This is a genomic window from Variovorax sp. R-27 (assembly GCF_049913215.1).
Lineage (GTDB): Bacteria > Pseudomonadota > Gammaproteobacteria > Burkholderiales > Burkholderiaceae_C > Variovorax.
The window spans coordinates 5068291-5089838 of record NZ_CP183984.1 but is presented as its reverse complement, the minus strand read 5'-3'; the positions used below and the strand labels follow the sequence as shown (position 1 = coordinate 5089838).

General features: G+C 64.4%; 18 protein-coding genes. 9 read left to right on the top strand and 9 right to left on the bottom strand.

Annotated features, from left to right (window positions below; all coding sequences use genetic code 11):
- Positions 1-499: 499 nt before the first annotated feature.
- From ACN9MV_RS23810 to ACN9MV_RS23800, 3 genes are all read left to right on the top strand, one after another.
- Positions 500-1189 (top strand): response regulator, encoded by a 690-nt coding sequence (locus ACN9MV_RS23810; protein WP_426389779.1) that lies wholly within the window; start codon positions 500-502, stop codon positions 1187-1189.
- Positions 1190-1221: 32 nt separating this feature from the next.
- Entirely contained in the window at positions 1222-3012 is a 1791-nt protein-coding gene (locus ACN9MV_RS23805) for an ATP-binding protein (protein ID WP_426393195.1), read from the top strand.
- 110 nt (positions 3013-3122) lie between these two features.
- Positions 3123-4487 carry a hypothetical protein gene (locus tag ACN9MV_RS23800; protein ID WP_426389777.1) on the top strand — a complete coding sequence of 455 codons (1365 nt, stop codon included), beginning with the start codon at positions 3123-3125 and terminating at the stop codon, positions 4485-4487.
- Between the two features lie 52 nt (positions 4488-4539).
- Here the strand turns inward: ACN9MV_RS23800 and ACN9MV_RS23795 are convergent, their stop codons facing one another.
- The 7 genes from ACN9MV_RS23795 to ACN9MV_RS23765 form a co-directional block, all read right to left on the bottom strand.
- Positions 4540-5433: a DMT family transporter gene (locus tag ACN9MV_RS23795; RefSeq protein WP_097198472.1), complete on the bottom strand. Its 894-nt coding sequence runs from the start codon at positions 5431-5433 to the stop codon at positions 4540-4542.
- 181 nt (positions 5434-5614) lie between these two features.
- Positions 5615-6262: a hypothetical protein gene (locus tag ACN9MV_RS23790; RefSeq protein ID WP_426389775.1), complete on the bottom strand. Its 648-nt coding sequence runs from the start codon at positions 6260-6262 to the stop codon at positions 5615-5617.
- 111 nt (positions 6263-6373) lie between these two features.
- Positions 6374-7384 (bottom strand): dienelactone hydrolase family protein, encoded by a 1011-nt coding sequence (locus ACN9MV_RS23785; protein ID WP_426389773.1) that lies wholly within the window; start codon positions 7382-7384, stop codon positions 6374-6376.
- Between the two features lie 397 nt (positions 7385-7781).
- Positions 7782-8111, bottom strand: a complete 330-nt coding sequence (locus ACN9MV_RS23780) for a hypothetical protein (RefSeq protein WP_093058168.1) — start codon at positions 8109-8111, stop codon at positions 7782-7784.
- A 120-nt stretch (positions 8112-8231) separates the two neighbouring features.
- Positions 8232-8846, bottom strand: coding sequence for a response regulator transcription factor (locus ACN9MV_RS23775; RefSeq protein ID WP_093080676.1), 615 nt, complete (start codon positions 8844-8846; stop codon positions 8232-8234).
- 5 nt (positions 8847-8851) lie between these two features.
- The gene (locus ACN9MV_RS23770) at positions 8852-11026 is read right to left on the bottom strand and encodes an ATP-binding protein (RefSeq protein ID WP_426389771.1); all 2175 of its coding nucleotides are present in this window, start codon (positions 11024-11026) and stop codon (positions 8852-8854) included.
- An 81-nt stretch (positions 11027-11107) separates the two neighbouring features.
- The gene (locus ACN9MV_RS23765) at positions 11108-14659 is read right to left on the bottom strand and encodes an indolepyruvate ferredoxin oxidoreductase family protein (protein ID WP_426389769.1); all 3552 of its coding nucleotides are present in this window, start codon (positions 14657-14659) and stop codon (positions 11108-11110) included.
- A 268-nt stretch (positions 14660-14927) separates the two neighbouring features.
- On the opposite strand from ACN9MV_RS23765, the gene ACN9MV_RS23760 reads away from it, so the two are divergent.
- The 6 genes from ACN9MV_RS23760 (at position 14928) to ACN9MV_RS23735 (ending at position 18860) form a co-directional block, all read left to right on the top strand.
- Positions 14928-15815 carry a LysR family transcriptional regulator gene (locus tag ACN9MV_RS23760; RefSeq protein ID WP_093058171.1) on the top strand — a complete coding sequence of 296 codons (888 nt, stop codon included), beginning with the start codon at positions 14928-14930 and terminating at the stop codon, positions 15813-15815.
- 432 nt (positions 15816-16247) lie between these two features.
- Positions 16248-16517, top strand: coding sequence for a hypothetical protein (locus ACN9MV_RS23755; protein WP_097198474.1), 270 nt, complete (start codon positions 16248-16250; stop codon positions 16515-16517).
- 302 nt (positions 16518-16819) lie between these two features.
- On the top strand, positions 16820-17224 hold the full coding sequence (locus ACN9MV_RS23750) for a hypothetical protein (RefSeq protein WP_426389768.1): 405 nt from the start codon (positions 16820-16822) through the stop codon (positions 17222-17224).
- A 96-nt stretch (positions 17225-17320) separates the two neighbouring features.
- Positions 17321-18040, top strand: coding sequence for a hypothetical protein (locus ACN9MV_RS23745; RefSeq protein WP_426389766.1), 720 nt, complete (start codon positions 17321-17323; stop codon positions 18038-18040).
- A 110-nt stretch (positions 18041-18150) separates the two neighbouring features.
- Positions 18151-18459, top strand: a complete 309-nt coding sequence (locus ACN9MV_RS23740; RefSeq protein WP_426389764.1) for a hypothetical protein — start codon at positions 18151-18153, stop codon at positions 18457-18459.
- Positions 18460-18515: 56 nt separating this feature from the next.
- Positions 18516-18860: a hypothetical protein gene (locus tag ACN9MV_RS23735; RefSeq protein WP_426389762.1), complete on the top strand. Its 345-nt coding sequence runs from the start codon at positions 18516-18518 to the stop codon at positions 18858-18860.
- A gap of 328 nt (positions 18861-19188) precedes the next feature.
- On the opposite strand, the gene ACN9MV_RS23730 is transcribed toward ACN9MV_RS23735, so the two are convergent.
- Complete coding sequence (locus ACN9MV_RS23730; RefSeq protein ID WP_093180225.1) at positions 19189-20079, bottom strand: NAD(P)-dependent oxidoreductase; 891 nt, start codon at positions 20077-20079, stop codon at positions 19189-19191.
- Between the two features lie 9 nt (positions 20080-20088).
- Positions 20089-21537 (bottom strand): aldehyde dehydrogenase family protein, encoded by a 1449-nt coding sequence (locus ACN9MV_RS23725; protein WP_426389760.1) that lies wholly within the window; start codon positions 21535-21537, stop codon positions 20089-20091.
- Positions 21538-21548 lie beyond the last annotated feature (11 nt).

Genomic DNA, 21548 nt, shown 5'->3' with positions numbered 1-21548 from the left:
AGTAGCGAGTACGAGCGGCTCGCCTTGAGCTTCGGTGGGAATGCCGTCCAAACCGCTGGCGTATTGAGTACCCCGACGGCAACGAGAGAGATGCCGGTCTGCGGGCCGATTGCTTAATACGCCCTGCAACGAGATGTCCCGAAGGCATATGCCCTTCTGCCTATGCCTTTCTCTATTTGCGCGGCAATTGAACCTCTGCGTCACGAGCGTCAGCGCCGAACCGAACCGGTAGTGAGCAACGAGAGAGCGGCTTGATCGCTCATCAGTTCGATCAGGACCTGTGTGGCTCTCCGGTGGAAACATGCGTGATTTCAATACCGCCCTGCTGCTTAAGGCGTTCCATCCAAAGATGCAGGATGGTGTCGATATGGGAAACGTCGCGCGATGTTGTGAAGCCCGAACCTCCTACCGATGGCAGATGTTGCTCATGGCAGAGCCGTGGATCTCATGACTTTGGTCATTTCAGGTTCGCAGCCATCCGCACTAAGATGCCCGGACCATGGCTACTGCCACCCCCCTGCCGCTGCATGCCGCGCCGTTGCGTAGCGAGGCCAGCATTGCCATACCGGCGCGGGGCATCCTGGTGGTCGACGACCACGAGCTGGTGCGCCTGGGCCTGAGGGCGCTGCTGCTTGCGGAGACCGGCAGCGTGCCGGTGTACGAGGCACGCTCCCTGGCCGACGCATTGCGCTTGTACGAGTTTCATCTCACGTCGCATCTTCTGGTGCTGCTCGATCTCGATCTGCCCGACTCCCAGGGGCTGGATACCCTGGTGCGTTTCAGGCGCGCCTTTCCTGCATCGCGCGTGGTCGTGCTATCGGGCAAGGACAGCCATGCGTTGATGCAAGGGGTGATGGCGCTCGGGGCGCAGGCCTTTCTTCCCAAGACAGGTCACCTGGGCGAGGTGTTGCGCTACGTGAGGGACAACGATCTGGTCGCTCTGCCAGCCTCGCCGTCCACGGCCCCTGTCGCTGTCCGCACGACGCCGGCGACGGCGACGACTGAGTTGCAGCCGCAGCTCAATGTGCGCCAGGTCGAAATCCTCGACTGGCTGCTGGCCGGCAAGTCGAACAAAGAGATCGCACAGCTGTCGCACCTGACCGAGGGCACGGTCAAGAACCATGTGTCTACCCTGTTGTTGCTGTTCGGGGTGCGCTCGCGAGCCCAGCTCATCAGCAGTCTGAAGTGAGCCCTCCGCGCCATGCGGCCTTCGACGTGGCGATGCCCCGCATGCCTGCAATGAATGACTTGCATCCGCCCGAGTTGGCCGAGCGGGTGCTGCGCGAACAGGTGGCCGCGGTCCATGCCAACGCGCCGGCAGCCTATCTCGCGGACTTCCTCACGGCACAGTCGCTGGGCATCGGCCTGTTCGTGGCCACGTGGCGCTGGCAAGTCCTGCTGTGGATGGCGCTGCACCTGGCGTTAACGCTGCGACGAGCCTATCGGCGCTACCAGCGCAGTCCTGATGCTGCCGCCCATCCCGAGTACTGGGCACGCTTCAATGCGCGCAACGTGCTGCTGCGCTCCTGTGTCTGGGGCCTGGCGCCGTGGCTGTGCGTTCCGCCGGGGCGCAACCTGGGGCTCTGGGTCATGGTCATCGTGATGATGATGGGCGGCTGCGCCGGCGGAGCACTGTCGCTGGCGGTTCTCAAGCGCAACATTCCACGCTTCATCGTGCCCAGCATGGCGAGCCTGACCTTGGCGCTGGCCTGGCGCGGCGATAGCACGCACCTGTTCCTGGCCACCGGCTGCCTGCTGTACATGTGCGTCATGATCATGTTCGCGCTGCAGCATCATCGGCTGCTGACAGCGGCGCTTACCATGCGTTTCGAAAAGGAGGCGTTGGCCGAGCAGCTGAGCCATCAGATTGCCGCAACCCAGCGTGTCAGCGAGGAGAAGACGCGCTTTCTTGCCGCGGCGAGCCACGATCTGCGACAGCCTCTGCACGCCATCGCATTGTTCGGAGCCGTCATTGAAAAGAAGCTCAAGGGCACCGAGGAATGGAATCACGCGGTGCGGTTGATGGACGCGGTCGGAACGCTCGGCGATTCGCTCGACATCCTGCTGGACATCTCGCGACTTGATGCCGGCGAGGTGGCGCCGCAGATTCGACCCGTGGAGCTCAATCCGCTGTTCCTCGCGCTCAACAATGTGTTCGTGGCGCAGGCGGCCGATCGGGATCTGCAACTGCGGCTGCGTGCCACGCCTTGCTGGGTGCTGAGTGATCCGCAGCTGTTGCAGCGGCTGCTGTCCAATCTCGTGGACAACGCGCTCAAGTACACGACGCGCGGCGGCGTGGTGGTGGCTGCCCGCGCACGCGGTCCGCTGGTGTGGATCGACGTATGCGATACCGGCATCGGCATCGCGGATGAGCACCTCGGCCGCATCTTCGACGAGTTCTACCAGATCGGTAATCCGGGGCGCGATCGAGCACAAGGACTGGGCATCGGCCTGTCCATCGTGCAGCGGCTCTCACGCCTGCTGGCGCACCCGCTGCAGGTGCGCTCGCGCCTGCATCACGGCAGTCGCTTTCGCCTGGTGCTTCCGGCGGTGACCGCCTCGGGTGTCGTGCCACTCGCTGCATGCCCAGGCGCTGCCTCGCCATTGCCGCAGCGCGTGCTGCTCATCGATGATGAAGCCGCGATCCGCCAGGCCGTTACCGGGCTGCTGCAGGCCCACGGCGTAACCATCGATGCAGTGGCCAGCGAGGCCGAAGCCGAGGCCGTGCTGGTGCAAGCCGCACATGGGAGTACCCCTGTCGAAGTTCTGTTGTGCGACGTGCGGCTGGCCGACGGTGCCGACGGACTTGCCGCGGCGCAGCGACTGAGCGCGCGCTTCAGCCCTGGCTTGCAGGTACTGTTGATCACCGGGGAAACCGCGCCGCAACGACAGCGGCAGATGCTCGACTCCGGGTTGCAGGTGCTACTCAAGCCGGTGGCTGCCGACAGGCTGCTGCAGGCCCTTGCATCGCTGACGCGGCACGATACGACGCACGCTTGCATGCGCTCCTGAGCATCTTTTTTTGCTGCTCGGCGATGACCTTCGACACTAGATCGCAGGCGTTGCCGACCCTACCGTGGAGGCCTTCTCGTTCACTCCACTTGAAAAAAGGAAGGCCCATCATGAATACCACTCGTACCGTTTCCCGCGCATGGCGTGCACCTGCCGCGCTGCTGATGATGAACCTCGTGCTGGCCGCCTGCGGCGGCGGTGGGGGCGGAGGCGGTGGCTTCCCCGGCTTCGCTGTCGCTCCTGCACCTGCTCCTGTTCCTCAGGGAACGCAGACGCCGGCACCGACGCAGGAAGACACCGCGCCCTCCATCACGACACAGCCATCGGATACCACCATTGGCCAGGGCGTGACCGCCATGTTGAAGGTACAGGCTGTGCGTGCCACGACCTACCAGTGGCAGCGCAGCGTTGATGGCGGTGCCAACTGGACCGATGTTTCCGGCGCCACCAGCGACAGCTTCACCACAGCTGCCAATCAACTGGCCGACAGCGGCCAGCAGCTGCGCGTGCAAGTGACGGGCCCCAATGGCAGTGTGACCAGCCATGCCGCCACGCTGACGGTCAAACCCTGGGTCGCCAACGTGCTGGCGACCACCGGGGTGACATACAACCGTCCCTATCAACTCGTTCTGGATGCCAGCGGCGCGAACCTCTACGTGGCCATGGGAGGCAATGGTTCGGTCTACAGGATCGACACGGCCAGCGGCAGCGGCGCGGAAGTAACGCCGGGGACGACCATGAACACGCCGTATGGCCTGGCACTGGCCGCCGACGGTACCCTGTACGTGAGCGACCAGCATCGCATCAACAAGATCGCCCCCAACGCCACAACCTACAGCACCTGGGTGGGCAGTGGCACCAGCGGGTACGCCGACAGCCCGGCCGCTGCAATGTTCAACGACCCCGCCGGCATTGCGCTGGACAGCGCAGGCAACCTGTTCGTGGCAGACCTGGAAAACAAGCGCGTGCGCAAGGTCGCTGCCGATGGCACCACGAGCACGCTCGCCGGAGACGGCACGCAGGCCTACCTCGACGGAGTCGGCACGGCCGCCCAGATGGCGCGCCCGCAGGGCCTGGCGATCAGCCGCGATGGCAGCACGCTGTACGACACGGACACCGACGGCACATGCTTGCGCAAGATCGATGTGGCCAGCGCCACAGTGAGCACGCTGCTGGGCGATTGCAACGGCAACGCTGTTTCCAATGTGGTCGACGGAACGGCCGCCACGCCGGCCAAGCTCGGCTATTCCTACGGCGTAACGGTGGATGCACATGACAACGTGTTCCTGACGCATGCCTGGGATGGCGTGGCGCGAGTGGTCACGCCTGCGGGCGAGATCAGCACACTGCGGGACAGCACCGGCGCGGCGATGAGGTTCAATTTTCCGATTGGTGTGGCGGTCGCCAGCGACGGGACCATCTACGTGGGCGCATCCAACGGCAACCAGATCTTCAAGCTCACGCTGGCGCCCTGAGCCGTTGATCTTGTCTGCCCGATGCGGCTTCGCACGCCCGCTTCGCCGCGGATCAGGTGGCCTGCCTCTTTGGCCGAGCAGATTTTGGCGCCTCGCTTCGCGCCAGCCACAGTCCGCTCGCAACGATCAATGCCCCGCCGCCCAGCGTCCATGCGTCGGGCGCGGCCTGCCAGAACACCCAGTCCAGCACAAGCGCCCAGGCCAGGGCGCTGTATTCGAAGGGGGCGATGGCGGCGGCCTGGCCGTGACGGAAGGCCTCGGCGATAGCCATCTGGCCCAGAAAGCCGCTGATGGCCAAACCCGCAAGCACCCACGTGTGTTCAGCCTGGATTGGCACCCATTGCGGCGCCGACAGCAGACCGCCGCCCACTGCCATGCCGGCCGTGGTCCAGAAGACCAGCGCGGCGCTCGATTCGGTGCGGCTGATGAGCCGGCCCAGCATGTTCGACAGCGCATAGCAGACTGCGGCCACCAGAATCGCCAGAGCGCCCACCGAGAGGAAGGCACCCTGCTCAGGCCGCAGTGCGATCACGACACCGATGAAGCCCAGCCCGATCGCGATCCAGTGCCGCGGCTGGACCGACTCGCCCAGCATCGGCACGGCGATGAGCACCATCAGCATCGGAGCGATGAAAGTGAGTGTGTAGGCCTCTGCCAGGCCCAGGGTCTTCAGGCCATGGACGAAGAGCACGAGCATCGTCATGTTCAGCGCAGTGCGCAGCAGGTGCAGGCGCCAACGCAGCCGGCGGCTGAAAACGCCGGCTGCCTCGCGCCGCCAGGCGATGTACAGGCACACCAGGGGCAGAGCCGTGAGACCGCGCAGTGCCATCACCTGCACCGGCGGGTAGTGCCCGGCCAGGTTCTTGAGCAGCGCGTCCATGCAGGCAAAGAAGGCGCAAGCCAACAGCATCGCGGCGATGCCGCGCAGGGTTCCGGTCGAGTGCATGGTCGGGTTGTCTCGCGGCAGTGGCCGGGGAGGGGACTTGTTCTTGACCGCCTAGCATAGGCGCTGCGAACGTCCGGTCGTGGCCGGGCGCCGTCAATTGCACAACGAGCCGCTTGCCGCTGACGGCAACCCGCACGGCGACCGTGCTTGGGAGAGTGCGTCATTTCACGTGGCACGCCGTCTAGAGAAAGTCGCGCCAAGGCGACGCATCTAGAACGGCTTTTGCTTGTGCCACGCCGCCCTCTTTGTAGGCATGGGCAACTGCGACGGTGGAAGCTTGCAATTGAAGCAACTCATCTGCCGTTGGTCCACGTCTCAAGGCAGTAGGCTGCTCCGGGAGCCTATCGATGATTTCGCGCAGTTCTCGAATGACTTTCTGATGCTCCAAATGCCCGTCACAAGCTGAACCGCGCACCTCACTCAGAGCCAAATCGACGATCCATCCGTTGTGGGACATGCTGTCGCGAGCCCGTCGTAGATGGCTTGCGTAGGCCGCGTGAGGCCGGAGCGCAGCAAGAAAGGATGCTTCAACGACGCCCTGCCACGAATAATGAGTAGACAGATCGGCGACAAGTTCTTCGTCCAGTGCGCTGGCCGCTTTTGCGCATGCATATAGCGTATCGAGCGGTTCATACTTCACCAACGGAAATTGACTGAGAAGCGAAGCCAACTCCCGCCCATCATCTCGCAGTCTTGTCCAGAATCGAAGTGCCGCTTGCGGCTTCATGAAACGGAAATATGGAACCTCATGAAGGAGGCGGAGCACATCGGATTCAACGTAGAACACATCGCACCTACAAAACTTTTTCGGGTTGAATGCTGCGTCCAAAGCTGGAGGATCTCGGCGGACGAAAGGCGGCTAGTCCTTGTACATTGGCTTGCTTTCAATGTCCGGTTCTGGCCGGTTGCGGAAACATTGACACGCCACAGGCCCTGGATGTCATTGGCCACTATCGAACACAGATTTGAGAAATTCGCCAACATCAAGCGGCGATTGCTCGCGTCCCAGCGCATCGCCACCAAGCACCACACCATAGCTGAGACAGCGCTTAGATTCTGCTGTGGCCTCCGTACCCGACAGCGTTTTCTCATCTTTGCGCATCGTGAATTTGTTTGTATCCAGATCATAGGCGCCATGGCATTCGCGTGCGCTTGTTGCTGACTTGACGACATGGAGTCGTGTCGGCCTGTCAAATCCGTGATAAGCATCGGGGTAAGTTTTCAGCGTGACCTGTGCGCCTTGCTTGCGTAAATCGTTGGCGTACGTCACACACGGCGCTGCCGGCGTGTAGTTGTCCTTGCCGCCAAGTAGCATCAGTATCGGAGCGCCATCCAGATGCGCCGATGTGTAATGTATGCCGCAGCCGGGATAGAAGGCTATATGTGCGGCAAAGTGCAGATCGTCTTCGATCAGGGCGCGGCGAAACGGCTCCTGTGCAGAATAAAGCGCTGCAATCCCTCCGCGCGAGAAACCCATCACACCGATTTTTCTTTTGTCGATACGTGGATCGGCCGCCAATAGGCGTAGAGCAAAGTAGGCGTCTGCCACACCTGCCGTCATCGATAGCTGAGTTTGGTCAGCTTCGGTATTGGTGACGCCTCGGCCCGTAAAACTATCGACGACGAAACTGGCAAATCCCATCGAGTTCAAGCGTTGCGCCCAGACCATCTCGCCTGGATTAACACCGCTGCTTCCGTGCAGGATGACCACCGCCGGAACGGCAGAGTTCATCGCTTCAGGAAACGCCAATCGCCCGGTGATTGAGACCTTCTTGTCAACGGTGCGCTCCACAAAATCCTTGACGCGTTCAGGCGTGACAGTCTCAAAGACGATGGTGCTGCCATGGCCATCGTCAAGGGGAGACCCGGGCATTATTGAAGCTGCGCATGCGCTTCCAATGCTGACCATGCACATGGCAATAGCAATGAAAACTCTTCTACAAGTGCTCATGTTTTTGTGATGGTGTGGATGTACCAATTTCCGCTCCTGTGCCATTCTCCTCTCTACTCGCTAACCGGCAATGATCTGCGAACGCCAGCTACACGATAGTTATTTGCGAGCGTCGCTCGTCAGGATTCTTCATGGTGAGCCTTGCGATGACTGTGGGTCGGCAGCACCGCTCCAGTAGCCTCTTGCCCCAACTATTAGTCATAAGCCATTCAAGCCTTTCCCAAAAATATGGACGACTGGCTGGCAGGCCTGACTGGTCCTGGCCGAAATTTGCCATCAACTCGAGAGCAGCGCTGCGATGCAGCGACACTGAAACGGCACGGCCTTGGTGAGGTCCCCGGACCAGAAGACGTCGCAAAGCCCGCCCCAGGTCAGTTCGATATGCCGTCGAGAAATGTCAGGTCTTGTTGTCAGCCCGGCTCTGCTTCAGCCGGCGAATCTCGGCGAGCTGGAACCTGAAGGCATCGACCGCTTCCTTGGCCTTGGGCTCCCAGGTGTCGGTCTTCATGTGCGCGAGAACCGCCTCCAGCGCATCACCGAGTTGTCCAATCTGCCGTCCGTAGCTTCCGACGTCATCCAGAATCTGCTGCTCCAGAGCAGGGTCTGACGACTTGCCCATATTGATGTTGATGAACCCAAGCTGCCCATTGGCGATCTTGGTAAACCAAGTCCAGGGATTGATTTCCTGGCGCACATTGCCAGAGAGCGGCAAGTAAAAGTTCGGCATCGGAGTCCTCCTGCGCAACGCGACTGGCTGCAGCGATGAGGTCAAGCAAGAAGCTCGCCGAGCCACTTCCGGTCCTGCCATGGGCTCGCGCATTGGGCCCCCTTGCTTCCAGTCGGGTCGCTACAGCGCGTGTTCCCGCAGGAATCGGTCCAACTGATGGCTGTTCGCCAGCCCCAGCTTGGCGAACACATGCGCGCGGTGGGTTTCCACGGTGCGCTGCTCCAGCGGCGCGAGCTCCTGCGCGATCTGCTTGTTGGGCTTGCCCTCGGCCACCAGCCGGGCCACCTGCATCTCGCGCGGCGTCAGCTTGTCCCACAGTGCCTGCGCGGCCTGGCGGGCCTGCCGGCGCGCGGCGATCTCGCCAGCCTGCTGCAATGCTTTGGCGATGCTGTCCAGCAGGCGTTCGTCGTTGCACGGTTTTTCCAACCAGCCGAAGGCGCCGTTCTGCACGGCCTCGACGGCCATCGGTATGTCGCCGTGGCCGGACAGGAAGATCACCACCAGCGGGCTGTCTTGTGCGCGCAGCGCATCGAACACCTGCAGGCCGCTCACGCCGTCCATGCGCAGGTCCAGGATCACGCAGCCCGCGCGCTGCAAATCGGCGCCGGCCAGAAAGGCCTCGCCCGAGGCAAAGGTCTGCACCGCATAGCCGCGCGACAGCAGCAGCAGGCCCAGCGAGCGGCGCACGGCCTCGTCGTCGTCCACCACGCACAGGTTGTTGGCAAGAGCGCTCATGGCGTTCATGGGGGTGTGATTTCCAGTTCGAGGGTGAAAACTGTGCCACCGCCGGCCCGGTTGGCAAAGGACAGCCGGCCGCGATGGGCCTCGACGATGGTGCGGCAGATGTTCAGGCCCAGCCCCAGCCCGCCGGTCTTGGTGGTGAAGAAGGGCGCGAACACCTGCTCGGCCAGCGCGGCGTCGATGCCCGGCCCGCGGTCGGCCACGCGGATGTGCATGCGCCCTTCGAGCACCTCGGCCTCGATCTCCACGAGCCGTTGTTCCGGCGGCGTGGCCTGCATGGCATGCAGGCTGTTGGACAGCAGGTTCAGCAGCACCTGTTCGAGCAGTACGCGGTCGCCGCGCACCTCGGGCAGCCCTGCCGGTATGCGAACCTCGGCGCGCGCCTGGCGCATGCGCATCTCGCCCTGCAGCAGCGCCAGCGCGTTGCTGACCAGCGCCGCCACCGCGCAGTCTTCGGTGCCGGCGGTGCGCTGGCGCACGAAGCCGCGAATGCGCCGCACGATCTCGGCGCTGCGCTGGGCCTGGGCCATGGTCTCGTCGAGGCTGCTGACCAGCAGCGACTGGTTGCCCTGCTCTGCAAAAGCCTTGGCGGCGCTCGCGAAGTTGCTCAGCGCCATCAGCGGCTGGTTCAGCTCGTGGGCCAGCGTGGAGGCCATCTCGCCGAGGCTGGCCAGGCGCTGGGCGTGCTGCAGCTGCTCGTCGTTCTGGCGCTGGCGCAGTTCGGCGCGCTTCTGCTCGGTGATGTCCACCACCGAGCTCATCCAGCCGCTGTGCTTGCCGTCGGCGTCGATCAGCGCGGCGGTGTAGACCATGGTGATCACCTCGTGCCCGTCGCGGTGCCGCAGGCGGGACTCGAAGCCCGCGTGCGCGGGCTCGCCGCTCATCATGGCGTCGTAGTGGCGCCAGTGCAGCGTCACGTCGTCAGGGTGCCAGTAGGGGTAGGGCGGCAGCCGGCCGAGCAGTTCGTCGGCGCCGTAGCCGGTCATCTCGCAGAAGGCCAGGTTGACGTAGATGATGCGGCCGTCCAGGTCGCGCGCGCGCATGCCCACCAGCAGCGAATCTTCCATCGCCTTGCGGAAGGCGTGGGCCTCGTCGAGTTCGTGGGTGCGCTCGCGCACGCGCAGCTCCAGGTCGCGCCGCGCATCGCGCTGCTCCGCGAAGCGGCGTTCGCGCAGCTGCCAGTACAGGCCGCCCAGCAGCAGCAGGCTGGCACACAGCAGGCCCAGCATCCAGGCGCGTTCGCGCGCGCGAGTGACTTCGGCATGGTCGGCCATCACCGTCAGCGTCCAGCCGAGATCGGGCAGCGGCTCGTCCACCGCCAGGAAGCGGCGCGGCTGGCCGCCGAGGTCGGTGCGCACGAGGTAGCCGGGCCCGCCTTCGTCGCGATCGACCTTCCACGGCAGCGCCGGAAAGTTCGTGCGCGCGCCGTACTGCTGGTCGCGCCGCATGCCTTCGATCTCGGCGGCGCCCAGGGCTCGCGTGGCCTGGTACATCCATGACTGCACCGAACTCAGGAACACGATGCCGCGCGCGTCGGTCAGCAAGATGGGGTCGCGCGCGAAGGTCCAGGCATCCTGCAACTGGCGCAGGCTGACCTTGACCGTCACCACGCCCAGCACCGCGCCGCCGTCCGGCCGCACCGGTGCCGAAATGAAGAGCCCCGGCTCGCCGGTCGTCTGGCCCACACCGTAGAACAAGCCGTTGCGTCCCGCGCGGGCGTCGATGAAGTAGGGCCGGTTGGCATACGACTCGCCGACGAAGGTCTGCGGCGTTGCCCAGTTGCTGGCCGCCAGCGTGAGGCCCTGCAGGTCGATCAGGTAGAGCGCATCAGAGCCCGCCTGGCGGTTCACTTCCTCGATGTAGCGGTTGGCGCGCTGCTTCACCGCCGCGTCTTGCGGATGGGCCAGCGCGGCCAGCACGTCCGGATGCAGGCTTGCCGTGAACGGGAGGTAGCTGTACTTGCCGGCGGCATCGCGCAGGCCCAGCACGTGGACTTCCATGGCGCGGCGGATCGAGTCGGCCTGGAAGTTAGCTTCGCGGCTCGCGGCCCATTGGGCTGCGAGGCCGATCAGCAGCAGCGCCAGTGCGAGTACGGCCGCCCATGCGGCTGCCGCGCGGTAGCGGCGGCGCGGGCGGGTTGGGGGTGGCGGAGGAGCGAGCGTGATTGGCGGCATGGGAGGCAGGGGCCGACCGGCGCGGCGAGCAGAATTTTGCCCTGATCGCTGGAAGGCCCCCGGATGCCGCTGACGCTTGGCTCAGGCAGCCACGGGCTGCACAGGCGCTGGAGCTCGTGCACGGGAAGCAGGCACCACGTCCAGCTGCTTCACCAGCACGCCCCACCGCACGCGCGCTGACACCACACTCTCTTCCTTCACATGCCCGAAGCCGCGAATCTGCTCGGGCAACCGTGCCAGCGACAGCGCGGTGTCGAAGTCGATGCGATCGAAACGCGCAAGCACGTCCTCGACCATCGCGCGGTAGTCCTCGATCAGCTGCCGCTCCATGCGCCGTTCGGCGGTACGGCCAAACGGGTCGAGCGCCGTGCCGCGCAGGCCGCGCAACTTCGCGAGCAGGCGGAACGCGCTCATCATCCACGGCCCGAAGCTCGTCTTCACCGCGCGGCCCTCGGCGTCGCGGCGGCCGAGCACTGGCGGCGCCAGGTGAAAGCGCAGCACCGGCTTGCCTTCGAACTGCTCCTCCAGCTTTTCCATGAAGCGCTTGTCGGTGTAGAGCCGCGCGACCTCGTACTCGTCCTTGTAGGCCATGAGCTTGAACAGGCCCGATGCCACGGCCCTCGCCAGCTGCATGCTGCCGCGCTCGCGCTGTTCGACCACGCGCACGCGTTCCACCAGCTCGGCATAGCGCTGCGCATACGCCGCGTTCTGGTACGCCGTGAGGAATGCGGTGCGGTCCGCCACCAGCGCCTCGAAGCTCTGCGGCCGCTGCAGCGCCACCACCTTCGAAGGCGCGGCTTCACGCGTTACTGCGGCAAGATCCAGCGCCGCCTTGCGGCCCCAGCGGAACGCAGCCTGGTTCGCCTTCACGGCTACGCCGTTGATCTCGATGGCCTTGTTCAATGCCTCGGCGGACAGCGGCACAAAGCCCTTCTGGAACGCAAAGCCCAGCAGGAACAGGTTCGCCGCAATCGCATCGCCCATGAGCCGTGTTGCAAGCTGCGTCGCATCGATGAAGTCCGCGCGGCCTTCGACCGATTCCTCGATCAGAGCGCGCACCTGCGCGGCCGGAAACTCCCAGTCGGGTTGCTGCGCGAAATGCCCCGTCGGCTGCTCGAAGGTGTTGACCAGCGCATAGGTGCGCCCCGGCCGCATGCGCGCGATGGCATCGGGCGCACCGGCCGTGAGCATGTCGCAGCCCAGGATCAGGTCGGCCTCGCCGGTGGGAATGCGCTGCGCCTTCAGCTGCGCCGCGTCGCGCGCGATGCGCACGTGTGACGTTACCGAGCCGTTCTTCTGCGACATGCCCGTCATGTCGAGCACGCTCACGCCCTTGCCCTCGAGGTGCGCCGCCATGCCGATCAGCGCGCCGATGGTGATGACGCCCGTACCGCCGATGCCGGTGATCAGGATGTTGTGCATGCCTTCGAGCGCGAGCGGTGCCGGATCGGGCAGGGCGGCTTCTTCCGACGGAGCCTTTGCTGCCACCAGCGCCTGCTTGCGCGGCTTCACGCCTTCCACCGTCACGAAGCTCGGGCAGAAACCCTTGATGCACGACTCGTCGGCATTGCACGCGCTCTGGTCCACGCTGCGCTTCAGGCCCAGGTCGGTCTGCTTGGGCAGCAGCGCGGTGCAGTTCGACTGCTCGCCGCAGTCGCCGCAGCCTTCGCACACCGCGTCGTTGATGAACACGCGCCGCGCGGCCTGCGGAAACTCGCCCTTCTTGCGGCGGCGGCGCTTCTCGGCTGCGCACACCTGGTCGTAGATGAGCACCGACACGCCCTCGAACTCGCGCAGCTCGCGCTGCACCGCGTCCATGTCGTCGCGGTGGTGCACGGTGAGCATGAAGCCGTCACGCTCCGGCGGCAGCACGCTGCGATCGGCCCAGCGCGTCGGGTCTTCTGCCACCAGCGCGAGGCGCTTCACGCCCTCGGCTGCCATCTGGTGCGCGATGCGCGGCACAGTGATGGGCCCGTCGACCGGCTGCCCGCCCGTCATTGCGACCGCGTCGTTGTAGAGGATCTTGTAGGTGATGCTCACGCCAGCAGCCACCGCCGCGCGGATGGCGAGCGAGCCCGAGTGGTAGTACGTGCCGTCGCCCAGGTTCGCGAACACGTGCTTGCGCTTGGAGAACCACGCCTGCCCCAGCCATGGCGCACCTTCGCCACCCATGTGCGTCGTCGTCTTGTTGTGCTCGGGGTAGATGGCCGTTGCCATCACGTGGCAGCCGATGCCCGCGAGCGCGAGGCTGCCTTCGGGCACCTTGGTCGAGGTGTTGTGCGGGCAGCCCGAGCAGTACCAGGCTGGCCGCGAGGGCGTGGCCACGGCCTTGCCCAGCACCACGTCCTTCGCGTCAAGAATGGCGAGCCGCATGCGGATGCGGTCGCTGGTGTGAAAGCGCGCCACTCGCCCTGCGATCACGCGCGCTATCTGCGCCACCGAGAAATCGGCCGTTGCCGGCAGCAGCCAGCGGCCACGCGGATGCACCCACTCGCCCTGTTCGTCGAACTTGCCGATCACGCGCGGGCGCACGTCTTCGCGCCAGTTGTAGAGATGCTCCTTGAGCTGGTACTCGACGATCTGGCGCTTTTCTTCCACCACCAGGATTTCTTCGAGCCCGTCGGCAAACTCGCGGATCGAGTCGGGCTCCAGCGGCCACGGCATCGATACCTTGAAGAGGCGAATGCCGATGCGCGCGGCCTCGTCTGCATCGATGCCGAGTTCTTCCAGCGCTTCGAGCACATCGCGGTACGACTTGCCCGAGGCCACGATGCCCAGCCGCGCCTTGGGTGAGTCGATGGTCACGCGGTTCAGCCGGTTGGCGCGCGCATAGGCGATGGCGGCGTAGATCTTGTAGTCCTGCATCAGCGCTTCCTGCTTGCGCGCCTGCACGCCGAGCGTGTCGGTCGACAGGCGCGCGTGCACGCCGCCGGGCGGGAACACGAAGTCCGAAGGCAGCCGCGTGTGCTCGTCGAGCGCGCCGGCCGGTATGGAGCCGGAAGATTCAACCGTGTCGGCCAGCGCCTTGAAGCCCACCGGCAGCCCTGCGAAGCGCGACATCGCGAAGCCGTGCAGGCCCAGCTCGATGTATTCCTCCACGCTCTGCGGATAGAGCATCGGGATCATCGAGGCGGCGAACAGGTGGTCGCTCTGGTTGGGCAGTGTGGAAGAAGACGCGCCGTGGTCGTCGCCCGCCACCAGCAGGATGCCGCCGTTGGGTGAGGTGCCCGCATGGCTCATGTGCTTGAACACGTCGCCGCATCGGTCCACGCCAGGTGCCTTGCCGTACCACATGGCAAAGACGCCATCGACCGTGCTTTCGCCGGTCAGGTGCACCTGCTGCGTGCCCCAGACGGCGGTGGCGGCCAGCTCCTCGTTCACGCCGGGCAAGAACTTGACTGCGTTGGCTTCGAGCTGCGGCTGCGCCTTCCACAGCGCTTCGTCCAGGCCGCCGAGCGGCGAGCCGCGGTAGCCCGAAACAAAGCCCGCGGTGTTCAGCCCCGCCTTCTGGTCGCGCCATTTCTGCACGAGCATGAGGCGCACCAGCGCCTGGATGCCGCTGAGGTAGATCCGGCCTTCGGTGGCCGTGTATTTGTCGTCCAGCGCAACGCTGGCCAGTTCGTGGGATGCCATGACTGAAAAAGACTCCGGGTAGGACTCGTTGAAATGCGGGCGTGGCCCCGGTAGAGGGCCGGCTCGCGAGATGCCTTGCCGGGGTAGACGGCGAGGCAGCAATGATTCTTCCGCCTTGTCTTCTGAAAGTGCTTCTTCGTTTTGGCAAAGCGCGGCGCTTTACGGAAGATCTGTCTTTTGCGGGTGCGATCGACCGAAAGGATTTCGGCAGGCTCGGAGCCTCCCGCTGGCCCGACAATGGCGACCCCCGCAGCACGACGAGAACCCGATGAGACCCGACCTCGATTCGCTGGCGCTTTTCCTGCGCGCCATTGAGCACGGCAGCCTGTCGAAGGCCGCCGCAGAGAGCCACATGGTGCTGTCGGCCGCGAGCCGCCGCCTGTCCATTCTCGAAGGCCACCTGGGCGTTGCGCTGCTGAACCGCACCTCGAAGGGCGTGACGCCCACCGGCGCCGGCGAGTCGCTCGCCATGCATGCGCGCCAGATCCTGCGCGACGTAGACCGCATGCGGGCCGACCTGTCCGACTACGCACAGGGCGCCACCGGCCGCGTGCGGCTGCATGCCAATGCCTCGGCCATGGGCCAGTTCTTGCCGGACGACGTGGCGAGCTTCCGCCAGCGCTACCCCGAGATCCGCGTGAGCGTGGAAGAGCACCGCAGCGTCTACATCGTGCAGGCCATTCGAGACCGGCAGGCCGACGTGGGCGTCATCACCAGCGAGGCGGCCGACCCGGCGCTCAACTTCATTCCCTACCGCACCGACCGGCTGGTGGCCATCGTGCGGCAGAAGCATCCGTGGCGCGGGCGCGAGGTGTCGTTCGAGGAACTGCTCGACTTCGATTTCGTGGGGCTGGAAGACGACTCGGCCATCTCCCGCACGATGGAAGACGCCGCCATGAGTGCGCGCAAGGTGTTGAAGCTGCGCGTGCGGGTGAAGAGCTTCGAGGCCGTGTGCCGGATGATCGAAGCGGGAATGGGCGTGGGCATCCTGCCCGAGGGGGCTGCGGTGACTTATCGCAAGGAGATGAAGCTGCGCTTTATCAACCTCACCGACGCTTGGGCTTCACGACGGATGTATCTGTGCACGCGGCAGGAGGCGTTGAGCTTTCCGCAGCGCCGGTTGGTCGACCATCTGTTGGCGCGCGGGATGCCGTAGGGCTCGGGCTCGGGGTCATTCGGGGCGACGCTCACGCCGACGGGGTACCTTGCTCCGCGAATGTCCCCCGGCCTGCGGCCTCCTCCTTTATTTCGCTGCGCAAGGCACCCCATCGGCGTGATCGTTCAGAGCCGCTGCGGAAGCTGCATTTGTTGGCGGTCGCCGAGACTTCGTGCCGCATGGAACGGCTATTTCGCCGGGTTCTTCTCTAGAGTGGATGCCCCTGTCACTCGAGACCCCACCAAGGGGAGAAGAAAGGCGCCACACACCCCCAGTCACCTGAATGTTCGAAGGCTGCTTGCCTCGCGGCAGGTTGTCGGTGCGAAAGCAGCGACGCAAATGCGAGGTATCAAAAGGCGACGGCCGAGGTGTTACGAGCACCCCGACCGTCTAACCAAGTTCGTGCACTTACCTTGGAAGGAACGCACAAAAATGGCTACCAAGACTATAGCCCGGCCTCGCACGCCGGTAGCTTCCGAAGACAACGCCCAACACCCGGCGGATCTTCTCGAAAACACCCTCTCTCAACTCGAAGCCCTCCTGTGGGTCTGCCACGGGGAAGACATCGACTGGTGCAGCGGGGATGGGCCTCGACGATTGGACAACCTGCTTTGGCTTGCGGCTGAACTGGCTCGCAAGGCGGGGGAGCTGTTTCAGATGAGCGAGAAGGCGCGGCGCGGGGCGCTTGAGACCGGCAGTTAGTGGCTGGTCTGCGGGCTGCGTGTTTCGCGGCCCGCCTGGCGAACGGGTTCTTTGGGGTACGACGGCTGAAGCCTTCGTGATGGAGGGAATTCGGTTTGGTTGAGGCTGCTTGTGGATAGGCCTCGGTATCAGCCATGCGCTCCATGCTGATCGTCTACAGACAATGCGAGCATCCGCTTTGCAGGGCGGAAGCGGACTGTCGCTGCTCAAGGCTAGACTTCCGAGTCCGGCCAAGACCCGACATTCGCCGACGGGGCTCAATTTGTGTACACCGGCGGAATGCACGTCAACATTCGACCAACATGAGCTACTCAGTATTTGTGCAGAAGTTTGCCCGCGGCGAGCCCAGCGCCGCTGCTTCTGCTTCGGTCGTTTCGATTCTGCAAAGGTATGGTGACGTCAGTGATGCCGGCGGTCGGCTGGAATTCACGCCGGACGACGACGACCTTTGCGAAATCGGATTTGTTGGCGGCGGTGAAGTCGACGGGATCGACTCGGTCAGCTTCGAGCGACCGGTCTCTGGTGGTCGGCTAGCCTCGCTCGTGTTCGAGCTACTCGGCATCCCCGGAATGTGCTACTACGAGTTGGATTGCAGCTACGTTCTGGCGCGAACAGAAATCACAGCAGAACTTCCGCCCGACTTGGTCGGCCTGTGCGAATCGGGAAGGGTCACTGTCATTTCTTCTATGAGTGACGTTCCGCTGTGACCCAGGACGGCCACGAGCCGACATTCGGCTAGCATTTCAGTTGTAGCAAGAACAAGGTGCCGCCGCCCCGAGCCGACCACAAAGAGACGTTGAACAATGGCGAGTTTCTTCGACAAGTTCCTAAAGGGTGATGCCCGGCAGCCCGCAATCGGACCGGTCAAGGCGGAAATGCCTGCATCGGACGAGGGCCGCGCGGTGCTTCAGAACTATCTCGATGCATCTGCGCGTTTCGGCAAAGGCGATTCGCATCTCCTTCCGCCACTCCAGGTTCTGGAGCAAAGCGGTCTTTTTGCATATCACCCCATCATTCAGCAGCTAGGTGGGTATGTCCTGGACGACGCCGACACAAGCGACCACCACATTCTCGCGACCAGTTCGCCCCTCATTGGGAGCGTGCTCTTCCTCGCTCACGACGGAGATACACGCTTCGTGTTCGACTCTGGGTCGACCTTTCTCGCGGCCGTTCGCGAGGCGCACGAGAGGGGCATTGAAGTAACGGACTTGCATCCAGACCACTCGCCTCTCGCAAAAGACCAGAGTGCACTGGGCGCGTTCGTTCGCAGCCTCCTCGACGGTCAAGAACTGAACGACGTGGTGGTCTCTCTGATTCCATCGCTAAATCTCGAGGACATCGATTTGCTGCGGAGGCTCGCACAAGACGAAGACTTCTTTCTAGGCGAGGCCGTCGGGACCGAAATCGAAAGGCGTCCATCGCCGGCGCTCCTACCGATTGCCGAGCTATGCGCAGCACATCGTCATCCGCAGGTCGCTCGGGCGGGGGAGCGCGCGGTCAGACGGATTCGTCAGCTTGGCTAGTTCCCCGCCCGCAAGGCGCGGCGTCGCGGCGGGGGGGGCCGACCGGCTACAGTCGGCCAGAAGCCGATCTTCGACAGTGCCGTCCGAAGCGCGTGCGTACTAACCGCAACGTGAGCAAAATCGACCGAGTGATCAACAGCCATCAGCGAACGATGACCGCCTCAACTGCCGTGCTTCTCTTTATGTGCGTCGGGACGGTCTTCCTGTACACGGAAAAGATGAAGTTCGACCCGCCAGCAGGTCGTTTGCGACTGGCTTGGCGCCTGGCCTACTGGGGTGGATCGATGGTGTTTTTGCTAGGAGCAGTGCTTGCAGCCGACGCGACGTTTGTATCGCCAGTGTTGAAAAGTCATCTCGTGTGGGTTGCGCTGTTCTTTGTGGTGGTTGCGTTCGGAGGCATAGTCATCCAGTTTTTCTAGGCTATGACGGCCTGCGGCCAGAACCAGTCACCCGTCGTGTCGACGCGATCATTTCCATGACCACCTACTCAGTTCCAGTTCCGCATACCGTTCGCGAGATAGGTGACCGGTTCACCAGCATCTTTGTTGGTGCACCGGACTTTGTGTTCCTGAACTCCTGTGTTACTTACACGATCACGCTCGACATGATGATGAACTCGCTGGTCGAGGGCATCACGAGCGTCATGCAACGAACGAAAAGCGCCGACGCTGCTAAGGCGTATGAGAAGTGTTTGTCAGAAGTCGCTGCGATTCATGAGCTCTATCGAAGCGGCGAGGTGGCTGAGGCTCAGCAGCGCATTCAGACAGCAGAATGCAGTTTCCTGGGTGCGGGAAAGCGAAAGAAGTCGCGGCCCAAATAGTGGCGACGGGTGTCCGCTTTCGAGTCAGGCGACCGACCGTTCAGGGCCCTGTGCTGCCGTCCACCCGACCGTTACAGATGTCTGCTTTGCAGTCTGAAGCGGGCATCGAACGCAGTCATACCAATGTCGACCGTGGCCGACGCCAGCCCTTCGCCGCAGCGGTCGAACCGCCAACGCCACAGCCGCGCTCATCGTGCGCAGGGCATCTGGTGCTCCCCGCAGCGAAATAAAGGAGGAGGGGCGCAGCCCCGGGGGACATTCGCGGAGGGGAGTACCCGGTGTCCTGTGCACGCGCCCCGAACAACGGTGCACAGAACACAACAAGAAATCAGCGCAGCGCTTCGACCAGATCCAGCACCATCCGATCAGGCCCGAATTTCTCGACGCCCTGCGTCAAAAGCGCATCGACAGCCTGCGCAATGCCATGACTGGAAGACGACTGCTCCGCCATGTCGTTGTAGTACCCCAGGTCCTTCTTGGCATTGGCCATCGAGAACTTCAGCGAATCGGTGCTGCCCGTCAGCAGCTTGGGCTTGACGCGTTCCAGCGCCACACCGTTGCCGCCGCCCTTGGCAAGCACGTCGACAAACACATCGGGCTTCACGCCCGCGCGCTCGGCACAGGCAGCAGCCTCGCACAGCAGCGCCACGGTGCCCAGCGACACAAAGTTGTGCAGCAGCTTCATCGCGTGGCCCGCACCGATGCCGCCCACGTGCGTGACGTTCTCGGCAAAGCAGCGCAGCAACGGCAGGCACGAGGCCAGCACCTCGGCGTCGCCACCCACCAGCAGGTTCAGCCGGCCTTCGGCGGCTTCCTTCGCGGTGCGCGTCATCGGCGCATCGATGAACTTGCCGCCCTTGGCGCTTACTGCTTCCGCCACCTTGGCGGTGGAGGCGGGAACGGCCGTCGAGCAGTCGATTACCACCGTGCCGGGGCGCAGCGCAGTCAATGCGCCCTTGTCGCCGAGCATCACGGCCTCGACCTGCGGCGTGCCGGTAACGCACAGGATCAGCACGTCGACCTGCGCAGCGAGCGCGGCCACGTCCTTCACCGAAGTGGCGCCGGCCTTCAGCAGGCCGTCGATGGGCTGGTTGCCCGCATGCTCCAGCACGGTGAGCTGGTGGCCGTGCTTGACGATGTTGCTGGCAATGCCGTGGCCCATCAGGCCGACGCCGACGAGGCCGACTTTGCGCGGCGCTTGCTGTTCAGTGGTTGTCATGTGTTGTCTTCATCCGTGCTTGATGGCGATGGTCTTGAGGGTCGTGAATCCGAGCAGGGCCTCGAAGCCCTTCTCGCGGCCGAAGCCGCTGGATTTCACGCCGCCGAAAGGCAGTTCTACACCACCCGCCGCACCGTAATTGTTCACGAAGACCTGGCCGCAGTGCAGCTTGTGCGCCATGCGCAGCTGGCGTGCGCCGTCGCGGGTCCACACGCCGGCCACCAGTCCGAAGTCCGTGCCGTTGGCCAGGCGCACTGCCTCGGCCTCGTCGGCGAAGGGCATCACGACCAGCACCGGGCCGAAGATTTCGCGCTGCACCAGGTCGCTGTCGTGCGGCACGTCGCGGAACAGCACGGCCTCCTGGTAGTAGCCGGTAGCCGATGCATTGGGCGACACCGTGCCGCGCGCCGCCACCTTCAGGCCGCTGGCCTCGGCCGTCGAGACCATGTCGCGCACCTGGCGAAACTGCTTCTCGTTGATGAGTGGACCCATGTCCAGGTCTTCGGCGGGCGTGCCCGCGCGAACGGCCGTGAAGCGCTTCGAGAGCCGCTGCACCACCTCTTCGTAGACCGACTGCTCCACCAGCACGCGGCTGCCCGCCGAGCAGGTCTGGCCGGCGTTCTGGATGATGGCGTTGAGCAGCACTGGCTCGGCCGCATCCAGGTCGGCGTCGGCGAACACGATCTGCGGCGACTTGCCGCCCAGCTCCAGCGTCACCGGGCAATGGCGCTCGGCTGCGGCCAGGCCCACGCTGCGGCCGGTCATGGTCGAGCCGGTGAACGAGATGTGGTCGATGCCCGGGTTCGCACACAGCGCCGCGCCGGCTTCCTTGCCGTAGCCCGTCACCACGTTGAGCGCGCCGGCCGGAAAGCCCACCTCCGTCGCAATCTCCGCCAGGCGCAGCAGCGACAGGCTCGCGTCTTCCGCCGGCTTCACCACACAGGCGTTGCCCGCGGCGAGCGAGGCGCCAACGCTGCGGCCTGCGATCTGCATCGGGTAGTTCCAGGGAATGATGTGGCCCGTCACGCCGTGCGGAATGCGCACCGTCAGCACGGTGTAGCCGCGCTCGTAGGGCAGGGTGTCGCCGTGCAGCTTGTCGCAGGCACCGGCGTAGTACTCCATGTAGCGGGCCAGCGCGGTCGCGTCGTTGCGCGCCACGCGCAGCGCCTTGCCGGTGTCGCGAGCTTCGAGCTGCGCGAGCTCTTCGTGGTGCTGCATCACGGCGGCGCCCAGCTTGGCGAGCAGGCGGCCGCGCTCCAGCGCGGTCATCGCGCCCCAGGAGCCGTCGAAGTTCTCGCCCATGGCCTTGCGTGCGGCGCGCACGGCCGTGTCCACGTCGGCGGCGGTGCCGCGCGCGATCTGGCCGAATTTCTGGCCATCGCTCGGGTCGATCACGTCGATGGTGGCGTTGCCTTCGGACGGCACGTGGCGGCCGTCGATGTAGTGGGTTGCGTTCATTTGCTTTGTCT